The sequence below is a fragment of the Sphingobium sp. CECT 9361 genome (assembly GCF_918741285.1).
Classification (GTDB): Bacteria; Pseudomonadota; Alphaproteobacteria; order Sphingomonadales; family Sphingomonadaceae; genus Sphingobium.
Map to the genome: position 1 here is coordinate 119,433 of NZ_CAKKNC010000002.1, position 14,962 is coordinate 134,394.

Annotated in this window: 13 protein-coding genes and 1 tRNA gene; 7 read left to right on the top strand and 7 right to left on the bottom strand. The window is 60.1% G+C overall.

The genetic code is table 11. From position 1 onward, the window contains the following. Positions 1-354: 354 nt before the first annotated feature. Positions 355-1,563 carry an acyl-CoA dehydrogenase family protein gene (locus tag LQ220_RS05770; RefSeq protein WP_230187357.1) on the top strand — a complete coding sequence of 403 codons (1,209 nt, stop codon included), beginning with the start codon at positions 355-357 and terminating at the stop codon, positions 1,561-1,563. A gap of 201 nt (positions 1,564-1,764) precedes the next feature. On the opposite strand, the gene LQ220_RS05775 is transcribed toward LQ220_RS05770, so the two are convergent. From LQ220_RS05775 to LQ220_RS05800, 6 genes are all read right to left on the bottom strand, one after another. Continuing rightward, positions 1,765-2,223: a MaoC family dehydratase gene (locus LQ220_RS05775; RefSeq protein WP_230187358.1), complete on the bottom strand. Its 459-nt coding sequence runs from the start codon at positions 2,221-2,223 to the stop codon at positions 1,765-1,767. A 70-nt stretch (positions 2,224-2,293) separates the two neighbouring features. Next, positions 2,294-3,394 (bottom strand): redox-regulated ATPase YchF, encoded by a 1,101-nt coding sequence (ychF, locus tag LQ220_RS05780; protein ID WP_230187359.1) that lies wholly within the window; start codon positions 3,392-3,394, stop codon positions 2,294-2,296. Between the two features lie 27 nt (positions 3,395-3,421). Beyond that, a complete protein-coding gene (gene pth, locus LQ220_RS05785; RefSeq protein ID WP_230187360.1) occupies positions 3,422-3,991 on the bottom strand; it encodes an aminoacyl-tRNA hydrolase in 570 nt (189 codons plus the stop codon). Between the two features lie 84 nt (positions 3,992-4,075). Continuing rightward, on the bottom strand, positions 4,076-4,699 hold the full coding sequence (locus tag LQ220_RS05790; RefSeq protein ID WP_230187361.1) for a 50S ribosomal protein L25/general stress protein Ctc: 624 nt from the start codon (positions 4,697-4,699) through the stop codon (positions 4,076-4,078). A gap of 126 nt (positions 4,700-4,825) precedes the next feature. Beyond that, complete coding sequence (locus LQ220_RS05795) at positions 4,826-5,710, bottom strand: TraB/GumN family protein (protein ID WP_230187362.1); 885 nt, start codon at positions 5,708-5,710, stop codon at positions 4,826-4,828. Between the two features lie 7 nt (positions 5,711-5,717). Beyond that, entirely contained in the window at positions 5,718-6,590 is an 873-nt protein-coding gene (locus LQ220_RS05800; protein ID WP_230187517.1) for a TraB/GumN family protein, read from the bottom strand. A 220-nt stretch (positions 6,591-6,810) separates the two neighbouring features. Here LQ220_RS05800 and LQ220_RS05805 point away from each other — a divergent pair, with 220 nt between their 5' ends. The 6 genes from LQ220_RS05805 to LQ220_RS05830 all read left to right on the top strand — a co-directional run bounded on the left by LQ220_RS05805 (position 6,811) and on the right by LQ220_RS05830 (position 13,936). Next, a complete protein-coding gene (locus LQ220_RS05805) occupies positions 6,811-7,686 on the top strand; it encodes a glycine--tRNA ligase subunit alpha (protein WP_230187363.1) in 876 nt (291 codons plus the stop codon). Then, positions 7,686-10,064 carry a glycine--tRNA ligase subunit beta gene (glyS, locus tag LQ220_RS05810; RefSeq protein ID WP_230187518.1) on the top strand — a complete coding sequence of 793 codons (2,379 nt, stop codon included), beginning with the start codon at positions 7,686-7,688 and terminating at the stop codon, positions 10,062-10,064. The genes LQ220_RS05805 and glyS overlap by 1 nt, the downstream gene beginning before the upstream one ends. Positions 10,065-10,229: 165 nt before the next feature. Then, positions 10,230-12,941 (top strand): pyruvate, phosphate dikinase, encoded by a 2,712-nt coding sequence (gene ppdK / locus LQ220_RS05815; RefSeq protein WP_230187364.1) that lies wholly within the window; start codon positions 10,230-10,232, stop codon positions 12,939-12,941. Positions 12,942-13,023: 82 nt separating this feature from the next. Then, positions 13,024-13,100, top strand: a tRNA-Arg gene (locus LQ220_RS05820). Positions 13,101-13,233: 133 nt separating this feature from the next. Further along, positions 13,234-13,386, top strand: coding sequence for a hypothetical protein (locus LQ220_RS05825; RefSeq protein ID WP_230187365.1), 153 nt, complete (start codon positions 13,234-13,236; stop codon positions 13,384-13,386). 82 nt (positions 13,387-13,468) lie between these two features. Continuing rightward, positions 13,469-13,936, top strand: coding sequence for a PilZ domain-containing protein (locus LQ220_RS05830; RefSeq protein ID WP_230187366.1), 468 nt, complete (start codon positions 13,469-13,471; stop codon positions 13,934-13,936). Positions 13,937-13,939: 3 nt separating this feature from the next. Here LQ220_RS05830 and corA read toward each other — a convergent pair whose 3' ends face one another. Next, positions 13,940-14,908, bottom strand: coding sequence for a magnesium/cobalt transporter CorA (gene corA, locus LQ220_RS05835; protein WP_230187367.1), 969 nt, complete (start codon positions 14,906-14,908; stop codon positions 13,940-13,942). Positions 14,909-14,962: the final 54 nt, after the last annotated feature.

The following is a 14,962-nucleotide window of genomic DNA, read 5'->3' on the forward strand; positions in this document are numbered from 1 at the left end:
CTCCCCATTTATTGAACGATAGCCAAAGAGGCTGCTTTGCTCCGTTCCTTCCTGCATCGCCCGATTGCCTCTTTTGAGGTCTACTAAATCAAACGATGAAGATGGTATTACTATTATTGTTGCATACGAACAACGAAAATCATTCAACACGTTGCAGCCAAACAATTTCATGCTTAAACTAATTTTGGGCCTCAATATATTGCATTATAGCATTGATTTTAAGAGATAATTTACAAGAATTGCTGATGATCGAAGGTTTATTATTGGGAACAATAAGGTGTATATTGATGTATTGTCACGATATAGTGCACGGCGTATAAGGCTGAACAATCGCTGATGAAATAGGGAGGGTTTATGCCAGAGAAGGTCGCAATGGCTGCCGTGGAGCCCGTCGGGATACCGACGCCGGACACGCTGATTAAACGCGCGCTCGCGCTTGTCCCGGTTCTCCGTGAACGCGAAGCAGCGACTTGTGATGCGGGACAAGTATCCGCTCAGACGATACAGGATTTCACCGACGCTGGCTTTTTCCGCGTCCTCCAGCCCGCTCGGTTTGGCGGCTACGAGATGGCACCGGATCTTTATTGCAGTATCAGTCGCATATTGGCTGAAGGCTGCATGAGCAGCGCATGGGTCTATGGCGTGGTCGCGGTCCATAATTGGCAACTCGCCCTGTTCGACGCGCGAGCGGCAGAGGATGTCTGGGGAACCGATAGCGATGTCCGCATCAGTTCTTCTTACATGCCATGCGGCAAGGTCGTGCGCGTTGAGGGTGGCTATCGACTGAGCGGTCGCTGGGCCTTCTCCAGTGGATCGGCGCATTGTGACTGGGTCATTCTGGGCGTCCACATCCCCTCGCCCGATGGCGGCGCACCCGATCCCTGCAATTTCCTGGTGCCTCGAAGCGATTATACCATTATCGACACCTGGGACGTCATGGGTCTGCGCGGTACCGGCAGCAACGACATCGTCGTTGAAGACGCATTCGTACCCGATCATCGCATTATCCGCGAAATGGACATGTTCGAATTGAACTGCCCGGGGCATGCGGTGCATCAAGCAAGCCTCTATAAAATTCCTTTTGCCCAACTGTTCAACCGCACGGTATCGACCACGTCATTGGGCAGTCTCAAGCGCGCCCTGGATGTATTTATCGAAGGCATGCGCACCAAGCGCGCGACCTATACCGGACTTAAACTGGCCAGCGACAGCACCATCCAGGAAGCGGTCGCCGAAGTCGTGTTGACGCTGGACGATATGGAACTACGACTGGCGCGCGATTTGGCGGAATTATCCGATCGAGCGGCGCGCGACGACTGGAGCGATGAGCGGCGCGCGGCGCTGGGCTTGTCGACTACCACCATGGTGAGCCGATGCGTGAAGGCGATCGACCTGCTGATGCAATTCAGCGGTGGCAAGGCGATCTATCGGGGCAACGTCGTCCAACGTGCGTTCCTCGACATCCACTGCGCCCGCGCCCACGTCGCGAACAATCCCTACCCCTATGCACGTAATTTTGGCGCCATGGCATTCGGCGCACCTAATGATTGCTACGATATCTAGACGGGGGACCTATAGCGGATAGGGACATGTGCATGGCCCTATCCGCATCGGCCGACCTGTAGAAAATCGCCTATAGCACTATCAACGCACCGCTCGCCGGACTGGATATTGGCGCGCGGATAATCGAGCTACGCCCGGCGTTGCATTCGATGCGGCCACCCACCGTTAGGACACCTTCACCCAACGCGACGCTCCAGCCCCTCAGATCGGGCGTGTCCGCCACATCGCGATGGGCATCAACGTCATCACCGGCTCGTCATCCTGATTGAACACCGTGATCTTCGACTTGACGATACCCATTTCCGGGCGGCGCCGCGACGGCGTCTTTTCGACCACTTCCGCTTCGCAGCGCAGGACATCGCCGGGGTAACAGGGGCGCAGCCACCGCAGTTCATCCACGCCCAATGCACCCAGGCTGGCTTCCTGCCGCTCCGGCTGTTGCTGAATATGCGCGACGAACATCGCCATGAACATGCTAGCGGTGTGCCATCCGCTGGCCGCGATACGCTGGAAATGAGTGCGCGCAGCGGCTTCGTCGGACAAGTGGAAGGGTTGCGGGTCATATTTTCCCGCAAAGTCGATCACCTCGTCGCGCCCGACGGTGTAACTGCCGAAGCGTTCGACTTCGCCAATTGCGATGTCTTCGAAATAATGGGCCATATCAGTTTCAACCTGCAACGTTATTGGGCGGGTCTATGTGCGCTTTCCGTGCGCGTCAACCCGCCTCGCGTTACACGTTGAACCGAAACATCATGATGTCGCCATCTTGCGTTACATATTCCTTGCCTTCGGACCGCCACTTGCCCGCTTCCTTGGCGCCCGCTTCACCGCCGAACTTGACGTAGTCGTCAAACGCCATGGTCTCCGCCCGGATGAAGCCCTTCTCGAAGTCGCTATGGATCGCGCCTGCCGCCTGCGGTGCCTTCGATCCCTTGTCGACGGTCCAGGCACGCGCTTCCTTAGGTCCAACCGTGAAGAAGGTGATGAGGCCCAGCAACTCATATCCCGCCCGGATGATCCGCGCGAGACCGGCCTCTGCCAGCCCCAGCGCCTCAAGATACTCGCCACGTTCCTCGACCGGCATGGTGATCAGTTCCGCTTCGATGGCCGCCGAGACGATGACCGCACTCGCGCCTTCGCTGTGCGCCTTTTCGAACACCCGCGCGCTGAAAGCATTGCCTTCCGCCGCGCTGGCTTCATCGACGTTGCAGACATACAGAACCGGCTTGCTGGTCAACAACTGCGCCTGCGCGAACAGGCGCTCTTCTTCTTCGTCCCGAGGCTTGGTGAGGCGCGCAGGCTTGCCTTCGCGCAGCAGGTCGAGTGCCTGTCCCAGAACGGCTGCTGCGGCCTTGGCTTCCTTGTCGCCTTGCTGGCCCTTCTTGAGCAGCGCCGGAACCCGCTTTTCCAGGCTCTCAAGATCGGACAGCATCAACTCGGTCTCGACTGTCTCCGCGTCGGCGATCGGGTCGATCTTGCCTTCGACATGCGTAATGTCGTCATCCTCGAAGCAGCGCAGCACGTGAACGATGGCATCGACTTCGCGGATATTGGCGAGGAACTGGTTGCCCAGACCTTCGCCCTTCGATGCGCCACGCACGAGGCCCGCAATGTCGACGAACGCCAACTGCGTCTCGATGATCTTCCCGCTGCCGCCGATCTTGGCGATCTGGTCGAGCCGCGGGTCGGGGACTGCGACGTTGCCGACATTCGGCTCGATCGTGCAGAACGGATAATTGGCCGCCTGCGCCGCCTGCGTCTCCGTCAGCGCGTTGAACAAAGTGGACTTGCCGACATTGGGCAGTCCGACGATACCGCATTTGAAACCCATATTTCTGGTCCCGCCTTACTTGAAAAATCAATCCGCCAGCCGAACGGCGACGTCATTCATGAACCGCACATCGTCGCCTTCTGCCAGCCAGTGCGATTCTGCGCCGATGGCCCCCAGCATATCCGAAAGCGGGTCCATTTCCGCCTTCGCATAATTGCCCAGCACATAGCCATGGACCCGGTCTTTGTGCCCCGGATGTCCGATGCCGATCCGCACCCGGCGAAACTCCGGCCCGATATGCGCATCCATCGACCGAAGGCCATTATGCCCCGCCGTCCCGCCGCCGCGCTTCACCTTCACCTTGAAAGGCGCCAGGTCCAGCTCGTCGTGGAACACGGTGACGTCCTGTGGCTCCAGCTTGTAGAAGCGCATCGCTTCGCCAACAGCGCGGCCGCTTTCGTTCATGAACGTCGCGGGCTTTAACAGCAGCAGCTTTTCGCTGCCAATCCGGCCTTCGCTGGCCCAACCCTGAAACTTGCGCGATGGGGCGGTGAAGTTGTGCAACTCGGCAATGATGTCCGCCGCCATGAAGCCCACATTATGCCGGTTAAGTGCATATTGCGGACCAGGATTGCCGAGGCCGACCCAGAGCTGCATTGGTTCATTCGCTCCAAAACACAAACCCCGCCCGTTCTCCAAGGAACGAACGGGGCTGGGTTAGCGTCACAAAAGACAAACAGCTTATGCCGCTGCTTCGCCTTCTTCGCCCTCGGCTGCTTCGCCATCGCTGCTCTTCAGCGCGGAGGGAGCAACGATCGTGGCGATCGTGAAGTCACGGTCGTCAATGGCCGACTTCGCGCCCTTGGGCAGCTTCACGGCGCTGATGTGGATCGAATCGCCCACTTCAAAGCCGGTCAGGTCGACAACGATATCGTCAGGGATGTCCGACGCATCAACGATCAGTTCCAGCTCATGACGGACGACGTTAAGAACGCCGCCACGCTTCAGGCCAGGTGCTGCTTCTTCGTTTTCGAAGCGGACAGGCACGTTCACATGCACTTCTGCATGTTCGGAAACGCGCAGGAAATCGACATGCAGCGGGCGATCGCTGACGGGATGGAATGCGACGTCCTTGGGAAGCGTGCGGACTTTCTTGCCGTTTGCTTCGACCATGATGACGCTGTTCATGAAGTGGCCGGTGCCCAGCAGCTTGTTCAGCGCCTTTTCTTCAACATGAACCAAAACAGGTTCTTCGTTCATTCCGTATATGACGGCGGGTACGCGGCCCTCGCGGCGGAGAGCGCGGGAGGCTCCCTTGCCTGCCCGATCGCGTGCCTCGGCCGACAGCGTAAGCTGATCGCTCATTGCGTGTCTCCAAAACTGGTAAGTGGTTACAATATTCCCGTCACGCCTCCAGGGATGACCATAACGGGAGCGGGGCCATTAGCAGAAATCGCGCGAAAGGCAAGGGTGCGTGTCGACGCCGCGCGCCTACTGTATCTTCGTCACCTTGTACCCTTGCTGCTCCAGCAGGGTCAGGAGATTGTCCGGCCCAGCCAGATGCGCGGCACCCACCGCTATGAAGGGACGTCCGGGCAGCAACGGGATACGCGCCGCCCATTTCCGGTTGCGATCCGTCAGCAGCGGTCCCGCCAGTTCCGGCTCCGGCGCAAGGTCGGCCACGAAATCGCGCGCAATCACCTTCATGTCGCCGGCCAGCCATGCGCGCAGCATCTGGGCGTAATCGTCCTTGCCCGCATTCCCCTGTTCCACAGTGTCCCGCAAAAGCCGTCGCTGCACCTCTTCGGGCAGGCGGTCGAACAGCGCGAACTGGTCCTCGACCGTTTCCAATCCCAAGATCGGTTTGTCTTCCGCCTTGAATGCCTTGGTCAGCGTCGGCTCCACGCCATCGTCACCCGAAACACCGCTGTCGCTCTGCCCCACCGTGGCCAGCCGCAATGCTGCAGCCCAGCTTTCGTAACGGGACAGATCGTCGGTTCGCATCCCCCCACGCTCGGCCAACGCTTCCAGCGCAGGCCTGTCGGACGCCGGAACACGGGCCGCAAGCGGGGGCAAGCCAGCGCTCAAACCCATCTCGTCGAAAATCTTCTGTGTTTTCGCTACGTCGTCCAGTCCCGATGCTTCCAGAACCAGTCTGTCGGACGATGCCATTGCCTGCCGCAGCGCCTGCGTTTGCCAGTCTGTATCTCGCGGGAGAACATGGATCGTCCCAAATATAAAGCCCTTCTGTCCGTCCTTCTCGATTTTCCAAAGGGCCGGTCCGGTCTGTCGACTGGCTTCGCGCTCATCGGCTTTACATGCTCCCAGCAGGAGCAGGACTAGCCCGATGACGGTAATGAACTGCTTGCGGATCAAGAGCGGATCACTTCAATCCGAAATCGGCTTTGGTCACCCGCTGCGTCTTTATGCCCAGCGTTTCGAGCTGATCCTGCACATCCTTCGGCCCCGCCAGATGTCCCGCACCGACCGCGATAAACACGGTGCCCGGATTGTCCAGCCGTGCCTTGATCCACTTTGCCCAATTGGCATTGCGATTGAACAGCAGCACCTGCGCCAGCTCTGGCGTGGTCTCCAGCGAGGCATTCATCTCGCGCCCCAGCGCTTCGGTCTCGCCCTTCTTCCAGCTTGCGATCATCTGGTCGAATGTCTTCTGCATGTCGGGCAATTCCGCGACGGTCGCATTCAGGAACGCCACCTGCTGTTCTTCTGGCAGGCCCGCGAAATAGCCAAGCTGCTGATCGACCGTCTCCAGCCCCTCGACCGGCTTGCCTGCCTGCTTCGCAGCCGCAGTCAGTATCTTTTCCACGCCCTGATCGGCGGCGAAGCCCAGTTTGCTCAGCGGCGCAACGGCCAGTGTAACGCCCGCCATCCAGGGATAAAACTGCTCCAGCGCCTGCCAAGGAATGCCGTTGGCGGTCATCGCGGCGACGTAAGCGGCGCGCTTGTCCGCCGCCAGCTTTTCACTGAGCGGCGGCCCATCGGGGTCTATGCCCAGCGTTGTGACCTTCTGCATCATCGTCGCCTGATCCGGCTCGACCATTTCGAGTACGAGCGTGTCGGCTTTGTCGAACGCAGCCTTCACTTCGTCGTCGAACCAAACCGTACCCGGCTTCAACACATGCACGCTGCCGAACAGATAGATGGTGGTGTCCGCGTCCTTCACCACCCAAAGGGCAGGATCGGCGCTTGGTTCGGGCGTCTGCGCCGCGACGGGCGCCGAGAGCGTCAGCAGCACAGAGGAAAGCAGGGTCGAGAGCGACCGTTTGAAACGAAGGTGCACGTAGGGGATCTTTCCGGCTGGGAATGTTGCTGCATAGATGCGGTGGCGCATCCGCTGGGACAAGAGCTTTTACCATCTTCATGGCGCTGCATCGACTTGACCCATAAGCGCCCATGCGCCAAGGCACCGCCACGCGAATTTCAGCGCAGGTGCGCCAAGGAAATACAGAGGAAACATGGCCGCAAAGCCCGATACGCTCAGCTTTCAGGACTTGATCCTGACTCTCCATGCTTATTGGAGCAAGCAAGGCTGCGTGATCCTGCAACCTTATGACATGGAAGTGGGGGCAGGGACGTTCCATCCCGCGACCACGCTCCGCGCGCTCGGCCCCAAGCCATGGAACGCTGCCTATGTGCAGCCGTCGCGTCGTCCGACCGATGGGCGCTACGGCGAAAACCCTAACCGGCTCCAGCATTATTACCAGTATCAGGTCATCATGAAGCCGTCGCCGCCCGACCTTCAGGACTTGTATCTCAACAGCCTGCGCGAAATCGGGATCGACCCGCTGCTCCACGATATCCGCTTTGTCGAGGATGACTGGGAAAGCCCGACGCTCGGCGCATGGGGGCTGGGCTGGGAAGTGTGGTGCGATGGCATGGAAGTCACGCAGTTCACCTATTTCCAGCAGATGGGCGGCTATGATTGCAAGCCGGTTGCGGGAGAACTGACCTACGGCCTCGAACGCCTCGCCATGTATATTCAGGGCGTCGACAGCGTCTATGACCTGCGTTTCAACGACGCGGGTGTCACCTATGGCGACGTGTTCCTTGAGAACGAGAAGCAGATGTCGAAATGGAATTTCGAGATCGCCGACACCGAAAAGCTGTTCCGCTGGTTCAAGGATGCCGAGGCCGAATGCCAGGCCAGCATCGCCGCCGACGTTCCCCTCGCGGCCTACGATCAGGCGATCAAGGCCAGCCACGTGTTCAACCTGCTGCAGGCACGCGGCGTCATCTCTGTACAGGAACGCGCCAGCTACATGGGCCGCGTCCGCGACATGGCCAAGGGAAGCTGCGAAGCGTGGATGAAGACCAACGGATGGGCCGCGTGATGACCGATTTCCTGCTCGAACTCCTGTGCGAAGAAATTCCCGCACGGATGCAGATCAAGGCATCCGAAGACCTTGCGCGCCTGTTCTCGGAGAAACTGGCCGAAGCCGGACTGAAACCCGACAGCATCCAGTCCTTCGTCACGCCCCGCCGCCTCGCGCTGATCGCACGCGGCCTCCCGCTTCAGACCGAAGCGGTGAACGAGGAACTTAAAGGCCCGCGCGCCGATGCGCCGCCACAGGCGCTCGCCGGGTTTCTGGGCAAAACAGGCCTTACCCGCGAACAACTGGTCGAGCGGCCCGACGCCAAGGGCAACGCCATCCTGTTCGCGATCATCGAAAAGCCGGGCCGCGCCACCGCCGACGTGCTCGCCGAAGCGATTCCCGCCATCGTCCGCGCTTTTCCCTGGCCCAAGTCGATGCGCTGGGGCGCGGCCAGCCAGACGACCGAAGGCCTGCGCTGGGTCCGCCCGCTGCAAGGCATCGTCGCGATCCTGGGCGAAGATTTGGTCGATATCGAGGTCGAAGGCGTCCGTTCCGGTTTCGCCACGCGCGGCCATCGCTTTCACCACCCCGATCCAATCACCATCGGCGGCGCGAACGACTATGTCGAAAAGCTGCGCGCTTGCCACGTGATCGTCGATCATGCCGAACGCATGGCGCTGATCGAGGCTAAGGCGCAGGAAGCCGCCACCGCCCGCGGCCTGACGCTGGTCGAGGACAAGGGACTGGTCGCCGAGAATGCCGGATTAACCGAATGGCCCGTGCCGCTGCTAGGCGATTTCGATCCCGATTTCCTTGAGGTGCCGCCTGAAGTCATTCAGCTAACCCTGCGCACCAACCAGAAATATTTCGTGCTGCGCGATGCGTCGGGTAAGTTGGCGCCTGCCTTCATCTGCACCGCCAATATCGACGCCATAGACGGCGGCGCTGCGATCGTCGCCGGCAACCGCAAAGTCCTCGCCGCCCGCCTGAGCGATGCGCGCTTCTTCTGGGAACAGGATAAGAAGACGCGGCTTGAGGATCACGCCAAGAAGCTGGAACGCATCACCTTCCACGAAAAGCTGGGCACCGTGGCCGATAAGGTCGAGCGGGTGGCGAAGCTGGCGCGCTGGCTGGTTGAAGAGGGCATAGTAAAATCCTCTCCCACAACCCAAACCGTCACCCCAGCGGAGGCTGGGGTCTCAAGCGAAGGCGCGTCAACGCCTGAGATGCCAGCCTACGCTGGCATGACGAAGAGTGAGTTGGCGGACATGGCCGAACAGGCCGCCCGCCTGTGCAAAGCCGATCTCGTCACCGAAATGGTCGGCGAATTCCCTGAACTGCAAGGCATCATGGGCGGCTACTACGCCCGCGCCGAAGGCCTCCCTGACGCCGTAGCCGACGCCATCCGCGATCATTACAAGCCGGTTGGGCAAGGCGATGATGTGCCGACTGCGCCGGTTACGGTGGCGGTGAGTTTGGCGGATAAGCTGGATACACTGGTGGGATTCTTTGCCTCTGATGAAAAGCCAACGGGTTCAAAAGACCCATATGCACTTCGTCGGAGCGCAAACGGAGTTATAGCGACTTTAACAACCTTACAGTTGCGTCTGCGGTTGCAGAGCTTGATACTGGTTGCAACTGAACAACTGGCAGAACAGCGTACAGAAGCAATCGATAGTGCAGCGCTCGATGTTGCCATTGAAGCAATGTCTAATCTACTGGGGCCGAAGGCTGCCGATAGGATGCGTCAGCGCTTGAAGGATGTAGAGAGCCCTACTGCCTATGGATTGTGGTTCAGTTATTATTCATCAGAGCATTCTCTCCTCGACTTTTTCGCAGACCGGCTAAAAGTCCAGCAGCGCGAAGCCGGTGTCCGTCACGACCTGATCGACGCGGTGTTTGCGCTCGGCGGTGAGGACGATCTCGTCCGCCTCCTTGCTCGCGTGAAAGCATTGCAGGCGTTCGTCGAAACGCCCGACGGCACCAATCTCCTCGCGGGATACAAGCGCGCGGCGAATATCCTCAAGAAAGAAGCGCCTTCCCCCACAGCCGTCACCCCAGCGCAGGCTGGGGTCTCAGGCGATGGCGCGCTTCCGAATGAGATGCCAGCCCACGCCGGCATGACGGCAACGGCCTACACCCCCGAACCCGCAGAAGCTGCCCTCATCGCCGCACTAGATGCCGCCGAACCGCGTGCCACAGCCGCCATTGCCAGCGAAGACTTCGCCGCCGCAATGGCCGCTCTGGCTACCTTGCGCGAACCCATCGATGCGTTCTTCGAAAGCGTCACTGTGAACGACGCCGATCCCGATAAGCGCGCTGCCCGCCTCGCGCTGCTGACGCGGATGCGCGACGCGGTGCATGGCGTTGCCGATTTCTCGCGCATCGAAGGTTGATTTGTAATAATATTTCGCGAAATGCGAGGGAATGGCAAGCGAATGGGGTGACCCGATACGATACGGGTTGCAAAACGCGCCAACTCCTGCCTTGAACGAATCTGTGTTGCAGCGCACAATGCGCGAACGTGATAAGACATAATTGCCCAGTGCAGAGGGACGACCATGGCTACCGTTATCGACAAGACCACCGACACTTCCGGCACGGGCGATGCCCGCTATGTCTATCGCTTCGGCGGCGGCGTGGACGATGGCGGCAAGGGTAACAAGAACCTGCTGGGCGGCAAGGGCGCCAATCTGGATGGCATGGCCTCTATCGGGCTGCCGGTCCCGCCGGGCTTCACCATCACCACCGAAATGTGCACCCGCTATTATGTCGATGGGCAGAAATTCCCCGACAGCCTGCGCGTCGAAGTTGCCAACGGCATCGCCCATATCGAAGGCGTGACGGGCAAGATCTTCGGCAATGCGGCCGATCCGCTGCTCGTATCGGTCCGTTCGGGCGCGCGCGTGTCGATGCCGGGCATGATGGACACCGTGCTGAACCTTGGCCTCAATGACGAAACGGTCGAGGGGTTGGCCAACACATCGGGCGATGCGCGGTTCGCGTGGGACAGCTATCGCCGCTTCATTCAGATGTATTCCGACGTGGTGCTGGAACTCGATCATGGCGCGTTCGAGGAAGCCCTCGAAATCGCCAAGGAAGATCATGGCTACACGCTCGATACCGAACTGAGCGCTGACGACTGGAAGGCGCTGGTCACCGAATATAAGAAGATCGTGGTCGATCAGTGGAAAAAGCCTTTCCCGCAGGATGTGCACGATCAGCTTTGGGGCGCGATCAGCGCAGTGTTCGGATCGTGGCAGGCGGACCGCGCGAAGGTCTATCGTCGCCTGAACGACATCCCCGGTGACTGGGGCACGGCGGTGAATGTGCAGGCGATGGTGTTCGGCAATATGGGCGACACGTCCGCCACCGGCGTCGCTTTCACCCGCGATCCCTCGACCGGCGAGAACGTGTATTACGGCGAATTTCTGATCAACGCGCAGGGAGAGGATGTCGTCGCGGGCATCCGTACCCCGCAATATCTGACGCTCGCCGCACGGGAGCGGGCAGGGGCCAAGGCTTCTTCGATGGAAGAAGCGATGCCCGAAACCTATGCAGAACTGGCGCGCGTGTTCCAGATATTGGAAAAGCATTATCGCGACATGCAGGACATCGAATTTACGGTGCAGCAGGGCAAGCTCTGGATGCTGCAGACGCGCTCGGGCAAGCGTACCGCAAAGGCTGCGCTGAAAATGGCGGTAGACATGGCGGGCGAAGGCCTCATCACGGAAGAGGAAGCCGTTGCCCGCGTCGATCCTTCGGCGCTGGACCAGTTGCTGCACCCCACGCTTGATCCTAAAGCCGTCCGCGATGTGCTGACCAAGGGGCTTCCGGCCTCTCCGGGTGCCGCGTCCGGCATGGTTGTGTTTGATGCCGACACGGCGGAGCGTCGCAACGAAATGGGCGACGCGGTCATCCTCGTCCGCACCGAAACCAGCCCTGAAGACATTCACGGCATGCACGCGGCCAAGGGCATCCTGACGGCGCGTGGTGGCATGACGTCGCACGCTGCCGTGGTAGCGCGCGGCATGGGGCGTCCCTGCGTTTCCGGCGCTGGCAGCATTTCGATCGATGCGAAGGCCAAGATTCTGCGCGTCGCCGGTCGTGAACTGGTCGAAGGCGACATCGTCACCATCGACGGCTCCACCGGCGAAGTCATGTCCGGCGCGGTGCCAACCGTACAGCCTGAACTGGCGGGCGACTTCGGTACGCTGATGGTCTGGGCCGATAAGGTCCGCCGCTTGAAGGTTCGCGCTAACGCCGAAACTCCGCTCGACTGCAAGACGGCGCGTGAATTCGGTGCGGAAGGTGTCGGCTTATGCCGTACCGAACATATGTTCTTCGATGCGGCCCGCATTACCGCTGTACGTCAGATGATTCTGGCCGACAGCGAAAAGGGCCGCCGCGAAGCGCTCGAAAAGCTGCTTCCCGAACAGCGTAGCGATTTCACCGAGATTTTCCTGGTGATGGCAGGCCTGCCTGTCACGATCCGCTTGCTCGATCCGCCGCTGCACGAATTCCTGCCGCATGAGGAAGCTGAGTTCGAGGAAGTGGCCAAGGCAGCAGGCGTCGGCATCGACGTGTTGAAGCGTCGGGCTTCGGAACTGCATGAGTTCAACCCGATGCTGGGCCATCGCGGTTGTCGTCTGGGCGTCACCTATCCTGAGATCTACGAAATGCAGGCGCGTGCCATATTCGAGGCAGCAATCGACGTTGCCGAGCATAGCGGCGCTGCCCCGATTCCTGAAGTCATGATACCGCTCGTCGCCACGGCGAAGGAGCTGGAACTGATGAAGGCGATCGTCGATGCACAGGCACAGCTTGTGTTCGCCGAGCGTGGCAAGACCATCGAATATCTGGTCGGCACCATGATCGAACTGCCACGCGCAGCGCTCAAGGCAGGGGAAATCGCGGTGGCCGCCGAATTCTTTTCCTTCGGCACCAACGATCTGACGCAGACCACAATTGGCATCAGCCGTGATGACGCCAGCCGGTTCCTGGGTACGTATGTCGATAAGGGCATCTTCCCGCGCGACCCGTTCGTCAGCATTGATGTCGAAGGTGTGGGTGAACTGATCCAGATCGCTGCGGAGCGCGGTCGCAAGACCCGCTCGGACATCAAGCTGGGCATTTGCGGTGAGCATGGCGGCGATCCTGCCTCCATTGCCTTCTGTGAAGCCACGGGTCTCGATTACGTATCGGCATCGCCATACCGCGTGCCAATCGCCCGTTTGGCGGCTGCGCAGGCGGCATTGAAGGCGCGCGGATAAGGGTTGGATAAATAAAGCGCGCAAAACGGTAAAAGGGGGTTGCCAGAAACCCATCCCCCTTCTATCTGCGCACTTCCCTGACGCACCCGTAGCTCAGCTGGATAGAGCATCAGACTACGAATCTGAGGGCCGGGCGTTCGAATCGCTCCGGGTGCACCAGGGAACTTATACCGCGCAAGCGGAGCAGGGGCTGACCGAAAGGTCGGCCCTTTTGCTTAAGCGGGCCAGCGGCCTCGTACGCATCCTTGCGTCGCGCGATGCGTTAGGCGACATACAGATCTGGAGAAGATGTATGACCACTGATAAAGACGTTCCTGCCACACCTGCGCCAGCCTCCACAGAGGCCAACAAGGGCTCGACCAAGAAGAATGTCGCGATTGGTGCAGCGGTCGGCATTGGCTCGGCGGCGATCGTGGCAGCGTTGCTCTATACGCGGCGTAAGTAGCTGCATTTGAAGGCGCAGGTTTCTAAACGCTTTGGCAACCATCGCGGTGCTAAGGCTTTGGAGTAATCGCCGGAGCAAACACGTGGTCGAACCGTCTTATTCTCTGCCAGAAGGCACGCCGGGCCAGCAGCCACGGCGGCAAGCGCGTAAACCGCTGTTCCTGCGTATCGCCGATTCGGGTCCGGATACGGCAGTTATCATGGATATTTCCGTGGGTGGTGCATTGCTTCGCGCGTCGCGACCGCTCGCTGTTGGCGACCCGATCACGATCACGCTGCCGCGCGGCGCCGCTACTGAAGCCCGCGTAACGTGGAGCAGCGGCGCGCTTGCAGGTTGTCAGTTCCTGACTCCCATCACCGAAGCCATGGTCAGCGCCGCCCTCCTGAAAAGCGAGCCGACGCCTGCCGACGATCTTGTCGTTGCACCGGGCAATGCGTTCGATCAGGATGCGCCGGACGCCCGCCGCATGGCCTATGGCATCCCCGTCATCGTCGGGGCCTCGCTCATACTGTGGGCGGGGATCGCCGTTGGGATCGTCGCGATCCTCTGATCGCTATAGCCATCCGACTCGCTTGAACCTGACGTACAAGGCGGTGCAAATCGCCGCGATGACTATCAGCACGGCGGGATAGCCATAGACGCTCTTTAATTCGGGCATATGCTCGAAATTCATGCCGTATATGCCCGCAATCGCCGTAGGCACCGCCAGGATGGCCGCCCACGCTGCCAACTGCCGGGTAATAGCGCCCTGTCGCTGCTGCTCCAGCAAGGTGCTGACTTCGAATACGGATGTCAGCACATCGCGTAAGCCGCCGGTCATGTTCTCTACCCGCCGCACATGGTCCAGCACGTCGCGGAAATAGGGCCGCGTCTCTATGTCGACGCACGGCATCTCCAGATTGACCAGCTTGCTGCATAGCTCGCCCATGGGCCCCAATATGCGCTGGAACCGGATCAATTCCCGCCGCAGGTTGAAGATGCGGGTCACGTCTTCCCGAACCAGAAAAGCATCCATCGCCCGCTGTTCGATCTGCAGGACTTCCTCCTCGATCGACTCGACGATAGGCAGATAGCCGTCGACGATGAAGTCCAGGATCGCGTGCAGCACATAATCCACCCCATGCGCCAGCAATGCGGGGGCCGCCTCCAGATGGCTGCGCAGTTCCGTATGCGCGCGGGCGGAGCCATGACGCACCGATATGATGTGGTTCGTGCCAACGAAGATCGACGTTTCGCCATAATGGATCGTCTCCCCCTCCAGATGCGCAGTGCGGGCGACGACGAACAACTGTTCGCCGTAGATGTCCACCTTGGGAAGCTGATGCGCCTTCAACGCATCCTCGACCGCCAACGGGTGGAGCCTGAACTGCGTCTGGAGTGTGCGCAATTCGCCTTCGGACGGTTCGACAAGCCCGATCCAGACGAATTCGGACGCGCCGCCGTGGCAGGGGTTGATCTCATCGATGGCAATGGGACGTACCTGACGCCCGTCACGGTACAGATAGGCAGCAACGACGGTCACGAGCACCTCTTGGCAGTGGCAGAACTGGCGGCGTAGCAGAACGTATGATCGACG

What these genes read in the sequence shown, in the direction of transcription:
- ychF (WP_230187359.1), bottom strand. Translation starts at nt 3,394, where the DNA reads ATGGGTTTCAAATGCGGTATCGTCGGACTGCCCAATGTCGGCAAGTCC.
- LQ220_RS05770 (WP_230187357.1), top strand. Translation starts at nt 355, where the DNA reads ATGCCAGAGAAGGTCGCAATGGCTGCCGTGGAGCCCGTCGGGATACCG.
- glyS (WP_230187518.1), top strand. Translation starts at nt 7,686, where the DNA reads ATGACCGATTTCCTGCTCGAACTCCTGTGCGAAGAAATTCCCGCACGG.
- LQ220_RS05775 (WP_230187358.1), bottom strand. Translation starts at nt 2,223, where the DNA reads ATGGCCCATTATTTCGAAGACATCGCAATTGGCGAAGTCGAACGCTTC.
- pth (WP_230187360.1), bottom strand. Translation starts at nt 3,991, where the DNA reads ATGCAGCTCTGGGTCGGCCTCGGCAATCCTGGTCCGCAATATGCACTT.
- LQ220_RS05805 (WP_230187363.1), top strand. Translation starts at nt 6,811, where the DNA reads ATGGCCGCAAAGCCCGATACGCTCAGCTTTCAGGACTTGATCCTGACT.
- ppdK (WP_230187364.1), top strand. Translation starts at nt 10,230, where the DNA reads ATGGCTACCGTTATCGACAAGACCACCGACACTTCCGGCACGGGCGAT.
- LQ220_RS05790 (WP_230187361.1), bottom strand. Translation starts at nt 4,699, where the DNA reads ATGAGCGATCAGCTTACGCTGTCGGCCGAGGCACGCGATCGGGCAGGC.
- LQ220_RS05825 (WP_230187365.1), top strand. Translation starts at nt 13,234, where the DNA reads ATGACCACTGATAAAGACGTTCCTGCCACACCTGCGCCAGCCTCCACA.